At 71.0% G+C, this 18,113-nt stretch carries 13 protein-coding genes and 1 pseudogene; 9 read left to right on the forward strand and 5 right to left on the reverse strand.

Annotation, left to right across the window (positions count from 1 at the left end; all coding sequences use genetic code 11):
• Positions 1-3: 3 nt before the first annotated feature.
• Positions 4-438 carry a helix-turn-helix transcriptional regulator gene (locus AB0878_RS15315; protein WP_366580196.1) on the forward strand — a complete coding sequence of 145 codons (435 nt, stop codon included), beginning with the start codon at positions 4-6 and terminating at the stop codon, positions 436-438.
• Positions 439-932: 494 nt separating this feature from the next.
• Here AB0878_RS15315 and AB0878_RS15320 read toward each other — a convergent pair whose 3' ends face one another.
• The 3 genes from AB0878_RS15320 to AB0878_RS15330 form a co-directional block, all read right to left on the reverse strand.
• Positions 933-1,649 (reverse strand): dienelactone hydrolase family protein, encoded by a 717-nt coding sequence (locus AB0878_RS15320; protein WP_366580198.1) that lies wholly within the window; start codon positions 1,647-1,649, stop codon positions 933-935.
• A gap of 11 nt (positions 1,650-1,660) precedes the next feature.
• The gene (locus AB0878_RS15325) at positions 1,661-2,833 is read right to left on the reverse strand and encodes a globin domain-containing protein (RefSeq protein ID WP_366580200.1); all 1,173 of its coding nucleotides are present in this window, start codon (positions 2,831-2,833) and stop codon (positions 1,661-1,663) included.
• Positions 2,834-3,085: 252 nt separating this feature from the next.
• Positions 3,086-4,261 carry a globin domain-containing protein gene (locus AB0878_RS15330; protein ID WP_366580202.1) on the reverse strand — a complete coding sequence of 392 codons (1,176 nt, stop codon included), beginning with the start codon at positions 4,259-4,261 and terminating at the stop codon, positions 3,086-3,088.
• A 376-nt stretch (positions 4,262-4,637) separates the two neighbouring features.
• Between AB0878_RS15330 and AB0878_RS15335 the strand changes: the two genes are divergently transcribed.
• Together AB0878_RS15335 and AB0878_RS15340 are read left to right on the forward strand one after the other, a co-directional pair.
• On the forward strand, positions 4,638-5,123 hold the full coding sequence (locus AB0878_RS15335) for a MarR family winged helix-turn-helix transcriptional regulator (RefSeq protein ID WP_366580204.1): 486 nt from the start codon (positions 4,638-4,640) through the stop codon (positions 5,121-5,123).
• A 10-nt stretch (positions 5,124-5,133) separates the two neighbouring features.
• Entirely contained in the window at positions 5,134-7,245 is a 2,112-nt protein-coding gene (locus tag AB0878_RS15340) for an MFS transporter (RefSeq protein ID WP_366580206.1), read from the forward strand.
• Positions 7,246-7,312: 67 nt separating this feature from the next.
• On the opposite strand, the gene AB0878_RS15345 is transcribed toward AB0878_RS15340, so the two are convergent.
• Positions 7,313-7,630, reverse strand: coding sequence for a hypothetical protein (locus AB0878_RS15345; protein WP_366580208.1), 318 nt, complete (start codon positions 7,628-7,630; stop codon positions 7,313-7,315).
• Positions 7,631-7,786: 156 nt separating this feature from the next.
• On the opposite strand from AB0878_RS15345, the gene AB0878_RS15350 reads away from it, so the two are divergent.
• From AB0878_RS15350 to AB0878_RS15360, 3 genes and pseudogenes are all read left to right on the forward strand, one after another.
• Positions 7,787-8,974 (forward strand): MFS transporter, encoded by a 1,188-nt coding sequence (locus AB0878_RS15350; RefSeq protein WP_366580210.1) that lies wholly within the window; start codon positions 7,787-7,789, stop codon positions 8,972-8,974.
• A 94-nt stretch (positions 8,975-9,068) separates the two neighbouring features.
• Positions 9,069-11,663: an ATP-dependent chaperone ClpB gene (gene clpB / locus AB0878_RS15355; protein ID WP_366580212.1), complete on the forward strand. Its 2,595-nt coding sequence runs from the start codon at positions 9,069-9,071 to the stop codon at positions 11,661-11,663.
• 240 nt (positions 11,664-11,903) lie between these two features.
• Positions 11,904-12,548, forward strand: a pseudogene (locus AB0878_RS15360) (hypothetical protein); the annotation flags it as partial.
• Positions 12,549-13,075: 527 nt separating this feature from the next.
• Here AB0878_RS15360 and AB0878_RS15365 read toward each other — a convergent pair.
• A complete protein-coding gene (locus AB0878_RS15365; protein ID WP_366580214.1) occupies positions 13,076-13,951 on the reverse strand; it encodes a hypothetical protein in 876 nt (291 codons plus the stop codon).
• A 55-nt stretch (positions 13,952-14,006) separates the two neighbouring features.
• Here AB0878_RS15365 and AB0878_RS15370 point away from each other — a divergent pair, with 55 nt between their 5' ends.
• From AB0878_RS15370 to AB0878_RS15380, 3 genes are all read left to right on the forward strand, one after another.
• Positions 14,007-14,774, forward strand: coding sequence for an SDR family oxidoreductase (locus AB0878_RS15370; RefSeq protein ID WP_366580215.1), 768 nt, complete (start codon positions 14,007-14,009; stop codon positions 14,772-14,774).
• Between the two features lie 75 nt (positions 14,775-14,849).
• Entirely contained in the window at positions 14,850-15,593 is a 744-nt protein-coding gene (locus AB0878_RS15375; protein WP_366580217.1) for an ABC transporter ATP-binding protein, read from the forward strand.
• Complete coding sequence (locus AB0878_RS15380) at positions 15,593-18,091, forward strand: ABC transporter permease (RefSeq protein WP_366580219.1); 2,499 nt, start codon at positions 15,593-15,595, stop codon at positions 18,089-18,091. The genes AB0878_RS15375 and AB0878_RS15380 overlap by 1 nt, the downstream gene beginning before the upstream one ends.
• Positions 18,092-18,113 lie beyond the last annotated feature (22 nt).

Consider the following 18,113-nt stretch of genomic DNA (forward strand, 5'->3'; position numbering starts at 1 on the left):
GTGATGTTCGGCGGTATCCCGGGACTCCCGCACGGCGCGGACGAGGACACCCCCGTGTTCGTGATCTCCGTGGCAGCCCAGCTCTCGGGCCTCCACGCGCAAACCCTGCGCTCCTACGACCGCCAGGGCCTGGTCTCCCCGGGCCGGACCTCCGGCGGCGGCCGGAGGTACTCGATGCGCGACATCGCCCTGCTGCGCGAGGTCCAGCGCCTCTCGCAGGAGGACGGCGTCAACCTGGCGGGCGTGAAGCGGATCATCGAGCTGGAAAACCAGGTCGACGCCCTGCGCGCCCGGGTCCACGAGCTGACCGAGGAGCTGGCGTCCGCCTACGCCGCCGCCGAACAAGCCGCCGCGGCGGTGCACGCTTCGTACCGCAAGGACCTGGTGCCGACGCGGCAGCAGACGTCCTTGGTGGTGTGGAAGCCCAAGCGCCGCTGAGGTTTTCGTGGGACAGCCCCTTTGCCACCGGGTCGGTGGTGGAGGGGCTGTTTCGCGTTTGAGGTGCGGTGGTCCTTGCGCGCGGGTGCGTGTGCCGGTAGTGACCGGTCCGCTCGCGCGCGGTCCCCGAGTGGTCCCCTTGCGCCCCGGTTAGTTCCGCGACCGGTCACTTCGCGCCACGGCACCTACGTGACTGGACCTTTCGCACCGCACGGCTCGGCACGAGCGGTCCGATCGGGCTCTGGCGGCGGTGCAGGCGGTCCCGCCGCGTCCTGTCTGCGGCGCGAGTGGTCCCATCGCTACGGGTTGCGGATGCGAGGGGACCGGTGGCGTCGCCAAACGTGCGCGAGTGGTCCCTTCGTGCCGTGTGCATGCGAGCTGGCCCTGCTGAAGCGCGCGACTGGACCGTTGGCGCTGCGCGTGTCTGCGTGAGGGGACCTTTCGTGCAGCAGCGCAGCAGTGCAGCAGAGAACCGGCGAACCACCCAGACCGCGTCAGCCTTCCGAACCGTCCGACGGCTTCTTCAGGTACTCCCCGAAGAACGTCATCACCCGCTGCCACGCGTCGCGGTCCGAAGGTTCGTGGTAGCCGAACCCCACCACCTTCGCCAACGCCTGCACCGGCGCCGGGCCCATTTTGTTCGCGAAGCTGTGCCCCGCGTCGGGGTATTCCTTCACGTCGTGGGGCACGTTGCGTTCCGTCAGGGCGGCCGAGAGCTTCGCCGCGGCGCCGCGCAGGGAGGGGTCGCGGCGGCCGAAGCTGGCGACGACGGGGCAGGCTTCGTCCAGGACGGACAAGTCGCGGGGCAGCTGGCCGTAGTACGGGGCCGAGACGTCGAACGAGCGCGAAGCCGCCACGAGCGCGAAGCCGCCGCCCATGCAGTAGCCGGCGATGCCGATCTTGCCGCTGCAGTCCTCACGCGCGGACAGCAGGACCCGCGAAGCCTCGATGTCGTCGAAGGCGCGGCCGCTGCGCGCGAACATGTCCTTGAACACCTGCCGCACGCAGCGGAACAGGCCGCCGCGCGAGTAGAGGTCGGGGCTGAGCGCCAGGTACCCCGCGGAGGCGAACCGGTCGGTGATCTCGCGCGCGTCCTTGGACAGGCCGATGGCGTCGTGGATGATCACGACGGCCGGGAAAGGGCCTGGACCAGCGGGGACTGCGAGGTAGCCGTCGATGTCGCCCGCCGGCGTGGGGATCGTGATCTCCATGGACCAGCACACTAGTCCAAAGTGAACGGGTCATACCGGATTCGTTCGAGGTCCACTCCCGCGGCCAGCAGTTTCGCGATCGTGCCGCGGATCATGTCCGGCGAGCCCGCCACCAGCACCTCGTGGTCCTTCCAGGCGCCACGCTGCGTCACCGCGGTGGCCAGGGTGCCCCGGTCGCCGCCGGGGACCGCGCCTTCCTCCGTGACCGGGGTGACGGTGAGCCACGGCGACGTGACGGCCAGCCGGCGCAGCTCGTCGAGCGCGTACAGGTCACCCGGCTTGCGGCCGCCGAAGAACAGGTGCACGGGCGGGTTGCGCTTCCAGCGGGACAGGTCGTCGAGGATCGCCATCAGCGGAGCGACGCCGGTGCCGCCCGCGATCATCAGCAGCGGCCGTTGGTCGGCGGTCGGCACCACGGACAGCGCGCCCAGCGAAGGACCCAGCCGCCAGACGTCGCCGGCGTGGGTGTGGTTCACGATCGCCCGCGAGACCCAGCCGCCGGTGACCGCGCGCACGTGGAAGGTGAGCAGGCCGTCGTCGCGCGGCGCCGTCGCCATGGACAGGTACCGCCAGAGCCGCGGCCGCTGCGGCACCTCGACGCTCACGTAGCCGCCGGAGCGGTACGGCAGCAGCTGCTCCGTGCGCACCCGCACCAACGCGACGTCGGCCGAGAGCTTCCGGTGCTCCAGCACCGTCCCGCTCCACCACGCCGGCCCCGTCTCCTCACCCGCGGCTTTGCGCATCGTCTCGGAGATCAACTGGTACGCCGACGTCCACGCCGTTTCCACCTCGGGCGTCCACGCTTTGCCGAGAAATCGTTTCATCGCGCTGATCAACGCGGTTCCGACGGCGTCGTAGTGGCGCGTCACCACGTCGAACTTCCGGTGGTCGCGGCCCAGTTGGCCGAGGAACGTGGTGAGTTCGTCGGGCCGGTCCACCATCTGCACCACGTACACGAGCGCCCGCAACAATCTGCTCCGTTGTGTGGCCATCGTCACCGGGAACAGATCGCGGGCATCCGGCGCGATCACGAACAGCGCTCCGTAGAAGTACTGCGCCAGCTCCTCGGCTTTCGGCTCGACCAGGGCGAAACTCTCGCGGATCACCCGCGCGGTCTCGGAACCGGGCAGCGGTCTGCGGACCACGGCGGGAGCAAGGTCGATCTTCACGGATTCAGCACTCATCGGGAACGGTTTTCTCCAGTCATGCCAAGCAGTTTCAGTCTTCACGCGGCTTTGCGTACGCGTGCCGCCCCCGAGGAATCCCGACTGTAGGCGCCACTGGAGAAAAACGGGTGTAGTTAACGCCGTTCCCGCTCGAACGGAGCAATTATCGACACGGCTGGTAAACCTGATCTGGCGCTCTGTGAAAATGATCTTCCGCGGTTTCCCTTGGCAGGGAACACTTTTCGTGGGCCGATAACCGCCCAGCGCGGATCAATCGATGGTGAACGGGTCGTACTGGATTTGGCCCAGCACACTTCCGGCGACCAGCATGCGGGAAACTGTCGCGCGGATCATCGAGGGAGAACCCGACACGAGGATGTCGTGGTCGGGCCAGGCCCCATACCGCGTAACCGCTTCCGCCAAGGTCCCCTGCTCGCAACCGGGCAGGTGGTCGCCGCGTTCGACGACCGGGGTCACGGTCAGCCACGGGTTCGTGGACGACAGCGCGCGCAGCTCCTCGAGGTCGTAGAGGTCCTCTCGTGCGGGCCCGCCGTAGAACAGCCGCGTCTTGGGGTTCTCGCCCCACATCGCCAGGTGGTCGAGGATCGAGCGCAGCGGCGCGACACCGGTTCCGCCGGCGACCATCACGACGCCGCGGGACCGTTCACGGTCCACGGCCATGCGCCCCAGCGGCGGACCGAGCCGCCAGACGTCGCCGGGCTGCGTGTGGCTCACGATCGCGCGCGAGACCCAGCCGCCGTCGACCGCGCGCACGTGGAACTCGATGCCCCCGTCCTCCCGCGGCGCGTTGGCCGGCGAGAGGTAGCGCCACAACCGCGGCCGCTGCGGCACCTCCACGCTCATGTACTGCCCCGGCAGGTACGGCACGGGCTGCTCGGGCAGGAGCCGCACCAGGGCCAAGTCCCACGTCAGCCGCCGGTGCTCCACCACCGTCGCGTGCCACGACGCCGGGTTCACGTCCGCGGCCGCCGCCTCCTGCATGGCGCGCGCGACGATCGTGAACGCCTCCGCCCAGGCGCGCTCGACCTCCGGGGTCCACTGCGGCCCCAGGTGGTTCTTCAGCGCGGCCAGCAGCGCCGTGCCCACGGCCTCGTAGTGCCGCGGGATCACGCCGAACTTGCGGTGGTCGCGCCCGAGCTGGCGCAGGAACGGCACGAGGTCGTCGGGCCGGTCCACCATCTGCACGATGTGCACCAGCGCGCGCACGAGCCGCCCGCGCTGCACCTCCATGTTGATGGGGAAGAAGTCGCGCGTGACCGGGGCGAGCGTGAACAGCATCCCGTAGAAGAACTGCGAGATCTCCGGGATGAAGGGCTCGGACATCGCCCAGGTGTCACGGATCAGCCGCACCATCGCGGCCACGGCGGCAGGCGTCTCGCGGGGCGCCGCCGAGCGGGGGATCGGGCTGATCGAATCGGCTGTCATCGAGTGTCGTTCGCAGGTCGGGGGCGGTTCGGGGACGCGGGCGGAGCGATCACGGGCGAGTGGCCGGGCCGTGGCAGCACTCCGGCTCGGGCCGGCCTCTGCGGTCGGCGCCGAGGGAATTCACCACTGTCCCACCTCGTTCCCCTCAATAGTCTTCAGGACGCTGTCGTCGCGTCCCCTGACTGCGGCTCGTCCGCAGAGTAGCCGCCCTGCGGCCCTTTGCCAGCAACGTTGCTCCGGTCGGGTTACCGGTCAGGTCGGCGAGCGTGGGGCAGGTCACCGGATAGATAGTTGCCCTACGCAACCATCAGGACATAAACTTGTATGGCACAACCAAGTGGGCGCTCGAACAGTGTCCGGCCCGGAAGGAAAGCCCATGAGCTCTGCCGACGACGTCAGGGTCGAACTGATGCGTGAGCTCAGGAACGCTTCGCAGCTGCAGCACCTGTGGATCATGCAGGCCTGGGAGGCCGAACCCGGCCTCCACCCCGCCGCCGGGATGCTGCTGTCGGACCTCGCGAAGCACGGTGAAGCCCGGCCCTCCGAGCTGGCCAAGCGCAAGCTCGTGGACCTCTCGGTGGTCAGCCGCCAGATCTCGCAGCTGCAGGCTGCCGGCCTGGTGGACCGTCGCCCCGCCCCGGAGGACGGGCGCGCGTCGCTGATCAGCATCTCCGAGAAGGGGCTGGCCGAGGTCGAGAAGTGGCGGGAACGCTACATCGCGTTCTTCGAGAAGGCCCTCGGTGGTTGGGACGAAGAGCGGATCGCCGACCTGACGACCCGGCTCGCAGAACTCAACAGCGGTCTCCGCACCGTGCTCGGGCCCCCCGAGTGCGCCGTGGACCAAGCGGAAGTCGGGAAGTGACCCAACGCAAGTGAGTACCGAAGTCGCCGGCGAGCAGATGAGCCACCGGCAGATCATGAAGGCCTTCTCGGGCCTGTTGCTCGCCCTGCTGGTGGCGATCCTGTCGTCGACGATCGTGTCCAACGCGCTGCCGACGATCCTCGCCGACCTGCACGGTTCGCAGAGCCAGTACACGTGGGTGGTCACCGCGACGTTGCTGACGTCGACCGCGACCACGCCGATCTGGGGCAAGCTCTCCGACCTGTTCAGCAAGAAGCTGCTGTACCAGCTCGCCATCGTCATCTTCACGATCGGCTCGGCGCTGGGCGGCATCTCGCAGTCGATGCCGGAGCTGATCGCGTTCCGCGCGCTGCAGGGGGTGGGCCTCGGTGGCCTGCAGGCGCTGATCCAGGTCGTGATCGCCGCGATGATCGCCCCGCGCGAACGCGGCCGCTACTCGGGCTACACGGGCGCGGTCTTCGCTGTCGCCACGGCCGCCGGGCCGCTGATCGGCGGCCTGATCGTGGACTCGCCGCTGGGCTGGCGCTGGTGCTTCTGGGTCTGCGTGCCCATCGCCGTGATCGCGTTCGTGGTCCTCGGCCGCACGCTGCACCTGCCGGTGCTCAAGCGCAAGGTGCGCATCGACTGGCTGGGCGCCACCCTGCTCGTCGGTGGCGTGGCCCTGGTGCTGATCTGGGTTTCGCTCGCCGGCGCCACCTTCGCGTGGGCCTCGTGGACGAGCGTGGCGTACGTCGGTGGCGCTGTGGTGGCGCTGGCGCTGGCGGTGCTCGTGGAATCGCGCGCCGCTGAGCCGGTGGTGCCGCTGCGCCTGTTCCGCAACCGGACCTTCACGCTTTCGGTGCTCGGCTCGCTGGCGGTGGGCACCGCGCTGTTCGGTGGCTCGGTCTTCCTCGGGCAGTACTACCAGATCTCGCGCGGCTTCTCGCCCACGCACGCGGGCCTGATGACGCTGCCGCTCGTGCTCGGCCTGGCTGTCGCGTCGACGAGCGCCGGACAGGTCATCTCGCGCACGGGCCGTACGAAGCCGTTCATGATCACCGGCGGGATCTTGCTGCCGGCCGGGCTCTTCCTGCTCAGCACGGTGGATCACGCGACGAACCTGACGCTGATGGGCGTCTACCTCGGCCTGGTCGGCATCGGGCTCGGGTTCCTCCTGCAGAACCTGGTGCTGGTCGTGCAGAACACCGTGGCCATGAAGGACATGGGTTCCTCGTCCTCGGTGGTCACGTTCTTCCGCTCGCTCGGCGGCGCCGCCGGCGTTTCGGCGCTCGGCGCGGTGCTGTCCGCGAAGGTGGCCACGAACATCACGTCGTCGCTGACCCGCCTCGGCCTCCCGGCCGGCGACGCGGTGCACGGCGGTGGCGGCACGTTCGACATCGACGGCCTGCCCGCCGCGCTGCAGCCGATCGTCCGCGCGGCGTTCGGCGACGCGACCGGCACGGTGTTCCTGTTCGCCGGCTTCATCGCTGTGGTGACGTTGCTGGCGGTGGTTTTCATGAAGGAGGTCCCCTTGCGCCGGACTCTCGACGCCGACACCACTCCGGCCGTGGCGCCCGCGCCTGCGGCCGAGGTCGCGACGGCTCTGCGCGGCCGCGTCCTCGACGCCGACGGCCGCCCCGTCCCGGGTGTCGTGCTCACGCTCACGGACGCTTCGGGCCGCCAGGTCGACGTCGGCCGCAGCGCCCGCAACGGCGAGTTCGCCCTGGTGGCGGGCTCCACCGGCGAGCACGTGCTGCTCGCGACGGCGGGCTCGCTCCCGCCGGCCGTGTCCACGGTGCGCCTCACCGGCACACCGGCGTGGCACGACCTGCTGCTCGGCGGCACGGGCGGCGTGACCGGCCGCGTCCGCACGGCCGGGCGCCACGCCGCGGTCGCCGGCGCGGCCCTGACGCTCACCGACAGCGCCGGCAAGGTCGTCGCCTCGGGCCTGAGCGGCAGCGCCGGTGCATACGACCTCGACGGCGTGCCCGCGGGCGCGCACACGCTCACGGTCACCGCATACGGCCACGCGCCGCACGCCGAGCCGCTCACGGTGAACCTCGGCACCCCGGCCCACCACGACGTGGTGCTGGAGGCCGAGCCGGACTTCGTGCGCCACAGCGGCACGCTCAATCTCGGCTGAACCTCGACCAGCGGAAACGCCTGAGCCCCGGCCCCCTACGCCGGGGCTCAGGCAGTTCCGGGGCCGCTCACGTGGTCTGCGAGCAGCTCAGCGTCACGGTCGCGGTGAAGATCGGGGACGGGTCCGGCTGCGTCTGCTGCACGTTCTGGCCGGACACCGAGCAGTCGTTGTAGCCGTTGTACTGGTTCAAGGCCGCCTGGTTGCGCGCGTCGAGCGTCGCGCTCTGGACGGCGGCCGGCCCGTAGGTCGCGGTGGCCGTGCCGGTGAAGGTGTTCCACCGGAAGCCGGCTGGGTCGGCTGGATTGGCGGAGGCCGCGGGCGCCACGACGGCAAGAGCAGCGGCCGCGACGAACGTTCCGGCGATCGTCTTGCGAAGAGTTCCCATGCCCGGCAACGTAGGTCCGCCGGCCCGGGACCCCTCCCGGTCAACCGGACGGACGTGGCCGGGCCGGCCCGCTCTACCGCCAGTGGCATTCGGCGGCTCGTGAAGTCTCCTTCCGGCCCTGACCTCGGGTCCTGTCCCGGCGGTAGCGTCCAGGTCGTGACGCGGAGCCGGGTCGCGTTGTTGTGCGCGCTGGGGATCGACAACTTCGGCTCCGGCCTGTTCCTGCCGCTGGCGCTGGTCTACGTGACGCGCGTGGTCGGCGTCCCGCTCGCGTTGGCGGGCACGGCCGTGACGCTCGGGACGCTGGCGGGACTGGTCGTGCCGCCGCTCGCGGGCCGGCTCGTGGACCGCACGGGGCCGCGCGCGGTGATCGTCGGCGCGCAGCTGCTGCAGGCGGCGGGCGCGGCGGCGTACCTGATGGCGGACGGCGTCGCCGCGGTCGTGGTGGCGGCGGTCCTGCTGGCGGCCGGACAGCAGCTGTTCTACAGCTCGCTGTACGCGCTGATCGCCGACGTCGCCGGCGACGTGCCGAAGGACCGGCCGTTCGCGGAGGTCGGCATGGTGCGGGCGGGCGGTTTCGGGCTCGGCGGGCTGACGTCGTCGGGGATCCTGCTGTGGATCGGCGACGACGGGTACAGCGTGGCGCTGGCGCTGGATGTCGCAACGTTCATGGTGGCGGCCGTGCTCATCGCGGGGGTTGTGCGGCCGCAGCGGAGAAGCACGGCGTACCCGAAGGCACGCAGCGGGGTGCTGCGCGACCGGCCGTACCTGGCGTTGATCCTGTTCAGCGGAATGTTCGGGCTGTCGCTGGACTTCTTCCTCATCGGCACGCCGGTGTTCGTGCTCGACCTGCTCCACGGCCCGCGCTGGCTGCCGGGCGCGATCCTGTTCCTGCTCACGGTGGTCACCAGCGTCGGCGGCACGCTCGCGTTGCGGCTCACGCGCCGGCTCAACCGGGTCGCGGCGATGCGGGGCGGCTCGGCGCTCTTCGCGGCTTGGTGCGTGGTCAGCCTGGGCGTGCTGGTCGTGCCGCGCAGCTGGCAGGTGGTATACCTGCTGGCCGCGACGCTCGTCTACGCCGCGGGCGACCTGGTTTTCGGGCCGCGCTCGGGCGCGCTCGCCGAGGCCGCCGCCCCGCCGGAAGCGAAGGGCAGGTACCTGGCCGCGTTCCAGTACGCGTTCACCGTCGCGCAGGTGCTGGCGCCGGCGGTGGTGGCGTTGTTCTCCGTGTCGGCGTGGTTACCCTGGGTGCTGGTCGGCGGCTGCGCTTGCCTCGCCGTGGCGGGCCTGGGCAGGCTGGGACCGAGACTTCCGGCGGACGCGGTGACGCCAGTTCAGAGTTGAGCGGAACAGACTCAAGTTTTCTGACGTTGTACAAGTCGATGGTCCTTGGTCAGGGCTGTCACCTGGACTTTTCACAGAGCGCATGAGGTGAGGGATGGACGCTTTCAACCCGACCACGAAGACCCAGCAGGCGATCTCGTCGGCGGCACAGGCGGCCACGATGGCCGGCAACCCGCACGTTTCGGCCGCCCACCTGCTGGGCGCCCTGCTGGCGCAGGGTGAGGGACTGGCCGCACCACTGCTGACCGCGGTCGGGGCCGACCCGGAGGTGGTGCACAAGGAGCTCGACCCGATCATCCACGCGTTGCCGTCCGCGACGGGCGCCACCGTGTCGACTCCGCAGTTCGACACGAACGCCGTGAAGTCGCTGACGCACGCGCAGAAGCTCGCCACCGAGCTCGGTGACGAGTACGTGTCGACCGAGCACCTGCTCGTCGGCCTCGCCACCGAGGGTGGCCAGGTCGCGGAGCTGCTGAAGCGCCACGGCGCGACGCCCGAGGCGTTGCAGGAGGCGTTCGCGAAGGTGCGGGGTTCGGCGCGCATCACGAGCGCGGACCCGGAGAGCACGTTCAAGGCGCTGGAGAAGTACGGCGTCGACCTGACCGAGCGCGCCCGCGCCGGTGAGCTCGACCCGGTCATCGGGCGCGACACGGAGATCCGCCGCGTCGTGCAGGTGCTTTCGCGGCGCACCAAGAACAACCCGGTGCTGATCGGTGAGCCGGGCGTCGGCAAGACAGCGATCGTCGAGGGCCTGGCCCAGCGCATCGTCGCCGGTGACGTGCCCGAATCGCTGCGCGGCAAGCGCGTGGTGGCCCTGGACCTGGGGTCCATGGTGGCCGGCGCGAAGTACCGCGGTGAGTTCGAGGAGCGGCTGAAGGCCGTGCTCAAGGAGATCACGGACTCGGCCGGCGAGGTCATCACCTTCATCGACGAGCTGCACACGATCGTCGGCGCCGGTGCCACGGGCGAGGGCGCGATGGACGCGGGCAACATGATCAAGCCGATGCTCGCGCGCGGTGAGCTGCGGATGGTCGGCGCGACCACGCTCGACGAGTACCGCCAGCACATCGAGAAGGACGCGGCTCTGGAGCGGCGCTTCCAGCAGGTGCTGGTGGGCGAGCCGTCGCCGGAGGACACGATCGCGATCCTGCGTGGGCTCAAGGAGCGCTACGAGGTGCACCACGGTGTCCGGATCACGGACGCCGCACTGGTGGCCGCCGCGACGCTGTCCGATCGCTACATCACCGCTCGGTTCCTGCCGGACAAGGCGATCGACCTCGTCGACGAGGCCGCCTCCAAGCTGCGCATGGAGATCGACTCGCGCCCCGTCGAGATCGACGAGGTGGAGCGCGCGGTGCGGCGCATGGAGATCGAGGAGATGGCACTGTCCAAGGAGGACGATGCCGCTTCGTTGGAGAGGTTGTCCGCGCTGCGGGCCGAGCTGGCCGAGAAGCGGGAGACGCTGACCGCGTTGACCGCTCGCTGGCAGAACGAGAAGGGTTCGATCGAGCGCGTCCGCGAGCTCAAGGAGCAGCTGGAGCAGCTGCGCGGCGAGTCGGAGCGCGCCGAGCGCGACGGTGACCTGGGCAAGGCCGCCGAGCTGCGCTACGGCCGGATCCCGGCGCTGGAGAAGGAGTTCGAGGCGGCCACGGCCGCGTCGGAGGTCAGCCAGCAGAACGTGATGCTGAAGGAAGAGGTCGGCGCGGACGACGTCGCCGACGTGGTCAGCGCGTGGACCGGCATTCCCGCCGGCCGGCTGCTCGAGGGCGAGACGGGCAAGCTGCTCCGCATGGAGGAGGAGCTCGGCCGCCGCGTGATCGGGCAGGAGCAGGCCGTGCAGGTGGTGTCGGACGCGGTCCGGCGCGCCCGCGCCGGTGTTGCCGACCCCGACCGTCCGACGGGTTCGTTCCTGTTCCTCGGCCCGACGGGTGTCGGCAAGACGGAGCTGGCGAAGGGCCTGGCGGAGTTCCTGTTCGACGACGAGCGCGCGATGCAGCGCATCGACATGAGCGAGTACTCCGAGAAGCACTCGGTGGCGCGGCTCGTGGGTGCCCCTCCGGGCTACGTCGGCTACGACCAGGGCGGCCAGCTCACCGAGGCCGTGCGGCGCCGCCCGTACACGGTGGTTCTGCTCGACGAGGTCGAAAAGGCGCACCCGGACGTGTTCGACGTGCTCCTGCAGGTCCTCGACGACGGCCGGCTGACCGACGGCCAGGGCCGGACGGTGGACTTCCGCAACACCATCCTCATCCTGACGTCGAACCTCGGCTCCCAGGCCATCGCCGACCCGTCGCTGGACGAGAACCAGCGTCGCGACGCGGTGCTGGAGACCGTGCAGCGGCAGTTCAAGCCGGAGTTCCTGAACCGGCTGGACGACATCGTGGTGTTCCACGCCCTCGGCACCGAGCAGCTGACGTCCATTGTGGACATCCAGGTCGCGCGGCTCGCGGCCCGGCTGGCCCAGCGGCGGCTGCACCTGGAGGTCACCGACGGGGCCCGCGAGTGGCTGGCTCTGAACGGCTTCGACCCGATCTACGGCGCCCGGCCGCTGCGCCGGCTGGTGCAGTCGGCGATCGGCGACCAGCTCGCGAAGAAGCTGCTGTCGGGTGACATCCGCGACGGCGACACCGTGCGGGTGGACATCCCGCAACTGGAGGCCGGAGACACGCTGACGGTCGAGCGGGTCTGACGGTTGCCGGGTTTGAACGGCCCTTCCACTTCGGTGGGAGGGCCGTTCTGCTGTGTTCGGGGCTTCGCCCGGGTGGCCCGCTGGTGCCACGAGACGGGTCGGCGGTGGGGCGCCGTGCTGCTGAAAAACAGGCAGACAAGGCGATTTGTCGACCTCGTTTCGACGGCTGCCTCGAAAGGGGCGCGCCGACACGGTGCGGGCGTTCGGATGTAGAGCCCGAGCAGCGATACTCTCACCGTCGTGGGTATCTCGGCGTGGATCTGGTTCGTCATCGCCGCCGTCGCGCTGGTGGCGGGGCTCGGCCTGCTCGCGGCCGACCGGGCCAAGGAAGGCTCGCGCAATCGCGAGCGCATGCGCTGGGCCCAGTTGCGCGGCTGGCAGTTCGTGGAGGAGGACGAGCGGCTGCCCCGGCAGTGGTCGGGCGGTGCGATCGGCTACTTCGGCGCCGACGCGGCGGTGAACGTGGTCGCGGGCTCCACCTTCACCTCCGACGGCCGCCGCCCGGTGTTCATCTTCGACATCGAGTCCGAAGGCCAGATCCCGGCGACGGTCGTGGCTGTGCGCTGCAACAAGACGCACCGCGTGCCGGTGGAGATGTGGCTGTCGAGCGTGCCGTTCCAGCGCGAGAACATGCCCGAGATGCTCGGCCCGATCGGCCAGCGCTACGCCTTCGCCGACGACTCCGAAGGCGCCCGCGCCGTCATCACCCAGGAGCTGGTGGACGCGGCCGACCAGCTCGGCGGCGACGTCGGCGTCGCCTGGCTCGAGAACGAGTGGGTGCTGGCGAGCGTCGTGCCCAACGCCGGGCCTTCGCGCCTCGAGCGCCTGCTGCGCGACCTCGGCGAGATCGCCGACATCGTCGACCCCTTCGACGAGGACTACGACACCGGCCGCACCTGGACCCCCGCCGCCGGCACCCCCGCACCCGCCGCCGCTTCGGAACCCCGCTCGGCCACCCGCGCCCCGTCCCCGGCGGACACCCGCGCCACCACCCCGGTCGACACCCGCGCGACGACCCCCGTCGAAACTCACCCGGCCGACGCCCCGACCCCGCCCGAGCCCCGCACCCCGTCGAGCGGCCCGAGCACCTACGGCTCCGTCCCGGCCGCCCCACCGGCCAAACCCGACCCGGACGTCGACGACGACTGACCCCGAACGCGAAACGGCCGCCCCGAAAGAGGCGGCCGTTTTATGTCCGGGTCAACACCTTCATGTCGGTTCCGCCGCACGTCAACGGTGCATCGCATCCGCCCCGTTCATGGCCTCGCCGGCGAAGCCAGACCCTGAACGCGACGAAGCCTGACCCGTGCGCGAGTACGGCCGCCCGCAAGGCGGCCGCCCGACGGCGAGGCTTCATTGCACGAGAAACGGCCGTCCCGAAAGAGGCGGCCGTTTTCATCTCCGGAAGCAGCTCACCCCAACGGCGGCGTCGAAAACACCACATCCGGCACCACCGGAGCCCCGAACGCCGTCGCCCCCGCCGACTGCGTGTGGCCGACCCGCGACGAAACCGAAGTCCCCGTCGAAACCCGCGCCGAAGTGGCGTCCGCTGCCTTCAGTTCGCCGCGGAAGTCGTTGCCCGACAAGGACTGCGTGGTCAGCAGGAAGCCCGAAACCGGCCCGGCCTCGGCCGTCGCGATGTGGCGCTGGCCGACGTCCGAGACGTCCAGGGAGCCGACGAACTGGCCCGTGGCGTGGTGCTCCGAGTTGGCCACCACCGAGCCCAGCCCGCCGAAGTCCACGGCGTAGCCGGACGTGCGGTGCACCCCCACGCCGCCGCCGAGGTCGCCGGCGAAGCTGCCGGCGCCGGAGGAGTCCGTGGGGACGTCGACGCCGTAGGGCAGCCAGACGCCCTCTGCCGTGGAAGAAGCGGGCGAAGTGGACGTGACCCGCGACGAGTTGCCCGCCATCAGCCGCACCGGCGAGCCCGTCCGCACTTCGTGGCGCTGTGACTGCGAAAAACCGTTGGTCGTTTTCACCGCTGTGAGTGAATCCGAAAGGCCGTACCCGGTGGTGTCGGACACCGCCTGCGTCAGGGAAGAAGCCGCCGACACCGGCAGCCCGTGGGTCGCCACGGAGGTGTCGCGGGCGACCCCCACCGATGCGGCCGAGGAGTGCACGGAGTGGTCGAGCGTGCCGTGCTGCTGCAGGTCCAGCGGCAGGCCGTCGAGGGGAAGAGTGGGATCGGCCAGCGCGGACGCAGGGCCGGCGAGCAGCAGTGCGAGGGGTGCCGCACCGGAGGCCACCTTCGGGAGGTAACCGGGCTTTCGCTGGGTGTGCTTGCCCATGGGCCGGACCATACTTCGCCACTGGGACAAACGCGACTGCAGGTAGGTTCGCCCCATGACCGCCACCGCCGTGATCACCGGAGCCACCGCGGGCATCGGAGCGCAGTTCGCGCGCACGCTCGCCGCCGAGAAACACGACCTCGTGCTCGTCGCCCGCGACCGAGCGCGCCTCGAAGCGTTCGCCAAGCAATTGGCAGAACGCCATCAAGTGAACACCGAGGTGCTCCCCGCCGATCTGTCCGAAGTGGACGGACGCGCGAAGGTCGAGGAACGGCTCACCGCGGAACCAGTCGACCTGCTGATCAACAACGCCGGCTTCGGCCTCTCCGGCGACTTCTGGAAGATCTCGCCCGACGCGTTGCAGCGCCAGCTCGACGTGAACGTCACCGCCGTCCTGCGTCTCACCCGCGCCGCCCTGCCCGGGATGGTCGAGCGCGGCCACGGCGACATCATCAACGTCTCCAGCGTCGCCGGCTTCTTCTCCGGCCGCGGCTCCACGTACACGGCCAGCAAGAACTGGGTCACGTCGTTCACCGAAGGCATCGCAACGTCGCTGCCGCCCGGCGTCCGCGTGATGGCGCTCTGCCCCGGCTTCACCACCACGGAGTTCCACGAGCGCGCCGGCCTGGAGAAGGAAGGCCCGCAGGCGTTCTGGCTCGGCGTCGAGCAGGTCGTGAACGAAGCGCTCGCGGATCTGCGCCGCGGCAAGGTCATCTCCGTGCCGAGCCTGCAGTACAAAGCGCTGGTCGCCGTCACCGGGCTGCTGCCGCGCGGGGTGCTGCGCCGCCTGTCGGCCGGGTTCGGCAACCGGAGCCGCACGTGAGGTAGGGCTGCCCCCACCCCGGTCCGGCGAGCTGGCACCAGGGTGCGAACCGCCGTCGCTGCCTAGCGTTTTCCCATGACGGATGAGGCGGTGCGGCTGCAGGCCGTGCGGAAGGACTACGGGCGGGTCACCGCGCTGGCGGGCGTCGACCTGGTGTTCCCGCGCGGCGGGTTCACCGCCGTGATGGGGCCTTCGGGCTCGGGCAAGAGCACGTTCCTGCACTGCGCCGCGGGCCTAGACCGCCCGACGGCCGGCTCGGTGCACCTCGACGGGCAGGACCTCGCGAAGCTGTCGGAGACGCAGCTGACGAAGCTGCGCCGCGACCGGATCGGCTTCGTGTTCCAGGCGTTCAACCTCCTGCCCGCGCTGACGGTCGAGCAGAACGTGGTGCTCCCGCTCCGCCTGGCCGGCCGCCGCGTCGACCGCAAGCTGGTGACGCGGATGCTCACGCATGTCGGCCTCGCCGACCGGCGCCGGCACCACCCGGGTGAGCTGTCCGGCGGGCAGCAGCAGCGCGTGGCCATCGCGCGGGCGCTCGTGGCGCGCCCGGCCGTGCTCTTCGCCGACGAGCCCACGGGCGCCCTCGACACGCGCACCGCGGCCGAAGTCCTTGCCCTGCTGAGGGATTCGGTGCGCGGCGGGCTCACCGTCGTGATGGTGACCCACGACCCGGTTGCCGCCGCGCACGCCGACCGCGTGGTTTTCCTCGCCGACGGCCGCGTTGCCGGCGAGCTCGCGCACCCGACTCCCGAAGCCGTGGCCGCGCGGATGACGCACCTCGGCGCGTGGGCCGGCGCCGTCGCGGTCGGTGGTGCCTGATGTTCCGGCTCGCGCTGCGCACGCTCCGGTTGCGCAAAGGCGGTTTCCTCGCGACGTTCGTGGCCGCGTTCCTCGGCGCGGTGATCGTGTCGGCGTGCGGTGGCCTGATGGAGACGGGCATCCGCGCCGACGCGCCGCCGCAGCGGCTGGCGGCCGCGCCGATCGTCGTGGCGGGGCAGCAGGAGATCCGGCTCCCCAAACGGGATCCGGGCGAGGGCAAGCTCAAGACCGAAGGGGTCGCGCTGCCGGAGACCGTGCGGCTGGATCCGGCGCTGGCCGCCAAGATCCGCGCGACATCCGGAGTGTCCACTGTGGTCAGTGACGTCACCGTTCCCGTGGCGCTGCCGCAAGGTCCGGCGACCGGCCACGCCTGGGATTCAGCCGTCCTCACGCCGTACACGCTCACTTCGGGCCACGCTCCCGGCGACGGTGAGGTCGTGGTCGCCGACGTGACCGCGAAGCCCGGCGACACCATCCAGCTCGCCGCCCGCGGCACCACCGGCACCTACCGCGTCGCCGGCATCGCCACCGCGTCGACGACCGCGCCCACGATCTTCTTCACCACCACCGAAGCCGCGCGGCTGGCCGGAAACCAGATCGACGACTTCGGTGTGTTCACGAGCGAAGACCCCGCCACCGTCGCCGCGCGCCTGAATCTTGGCGACGGAATCGTCGCGTTGACCGGCGACGACCGCGGCCACGCCGAGTTCCCGCAGGCCGACGCCAGCGGCACCAACCTCGTGGTCCTCTCGGCTGTGTCCGGTGGCCTGTCCGTGCTCGTCGCGTTGTTCGTCGTGGCCAGCACCTTGGGCCTCGCGACGCAGCAGCGCCGCCGGGAATTGGCTCTGCTGCGCGCCATCGGCACCACTCCACGGCAGCTGCGCCGGATGGTGCTCGGCGAGGCTGTCGCGATCGGCGTGCTCGCCATCGCCGCGGCCGCCGCGCTCGGCCCGTTGCTCGGCCGCCGGCTGTTCGGCCGTCTGACGAACGCCGGCGTCGTGCCCGACGTCGTGCAGTTCCACCAGGGCTGGCTGCCGATGGTCGTCGCCGCCGGCGCGACGTTGCTCGCCGTGGTGCTCGCGGCCGTGGTCGCGGCCCGGCGCGTGAGCCGGATCCGGCCGATGGAAGCGCTGGCCGAAGCCGCGGTCGAACGCCGGTGGCTCACGCCGTTGCGGCTGATCGTCGCCGTGCTCTGCTTCGGCGGCGGCACGGCGCTCGGAATCGTGACGCTCGCGGTGATGACCGGTCCCATCGCGGCGAGCACGGCGGGACCCGCGGTGATGCTGTGGGCGATCGGCGTCGCGGCGATCAGCCCTGGCGTCACGAAGCTCATGGCGCTGCTGCTTCGCGCTCCAGTCCGCCTGTTTGGCGGCGTCACCGGCTGGCTGGCGCTGGCCAACACGCGGGCCGCGGCGACGAAGGTGTCGGGCGCGGTCACGCCGATCATGCTGGCCGTGGGCATCGCGACTGCCAACATCTACCTGCAGACGACCACCCAAGCGGTGTCGCAGCAGGCTTTCACCGAAGACCTGCGTGCCGACGCCGTGGTGGCCGCCCCGGCCGGCGTCAGCCCCGAGCTGCTCCGGCGCGTGCAGGACGCACCGGGCGTCGTCGCCGCGTCGGAGTACGTGACCAGCACGGTCTTCGTCACCGCGCCCTACGACGACAGCCAGGACGACGACGGCCACCCGGCCCTCGGCCTCACCGCCGGCAGCGCCGCGCAGACGACGTCGGCGAAGGTCACCGCGGGCAGCCTCGACGCGCTCACCGGCGACGCCGTCGCGTTGCCCGCGAGCGTGGCCACAGGGCTGCACCGCGGAGTCGGCGACGTCGTCACGCTCCGGCTCGGGGACGGGTACGAGGTGGCCGTTCGCGTCGTCGCGCTCGTCGACCAGCGCGCCGGGTTCGAGACGCTGCTGTTCCCCGCCGGCCTGCTCGCCGCCCACACCACCGCGGGTCTTGCGCCGCAGGTGCTGGTGCGCGCCGCGCCCGGCGTCGACCAGGCGCGGCTCACGGCGAACCTCACCACGGCCACCGTCGGCCAACCCGTGTCCGTCGGTGACCGCGAGTCGCTGCTCGCCGCGCACGCAACCGGTGACGCGGTGGGCGCGTGGGTCAACTACCTGATGATCGGGATGATCATCGGCTACACCGTGATCTCGGTCTTGAACACGCTCGTGATGGCCACCGCGCGCCGTCGCCGCGAGTTCGGCCTCCAGCGTCTCGGCGGCTTCACGCGGACGCAGGTGCTGCGCATGGCCGGCGTCGAAGGCGGCCTGATCGCGACGATCGGCGTGGTGCTCGGCACGGTCGTCTCCGCGGGCGCGATCGTGCCGTTCTGCCTGGTGGCCACGGGTTCGCCGCTGCCGACCGGGCCGATCGGGGTCTACCTCACCGTGGTCGCGACCGCCGCCGTGCTCGCGCTGGTGGCGTCGCTGGTGCCCGCCTGGGTGGCCACGCGGACGCGGCCCGTGACGGCCGTCGCGCTCGGCGAGTGACGAGCGGGCCTGTCGGTGGCGT

Origin of the sequence: Amycolatopsis sp. NPDC047767, from assembly GCF_040704195.1 — a bacterium.
In the GTDB taxonomy this organism is placed as follows: Bacteria; Actinomycetota; Actinomycetes; order Mycobacteriales; family Pseudonocardiaceae; genus Amycolatopsis.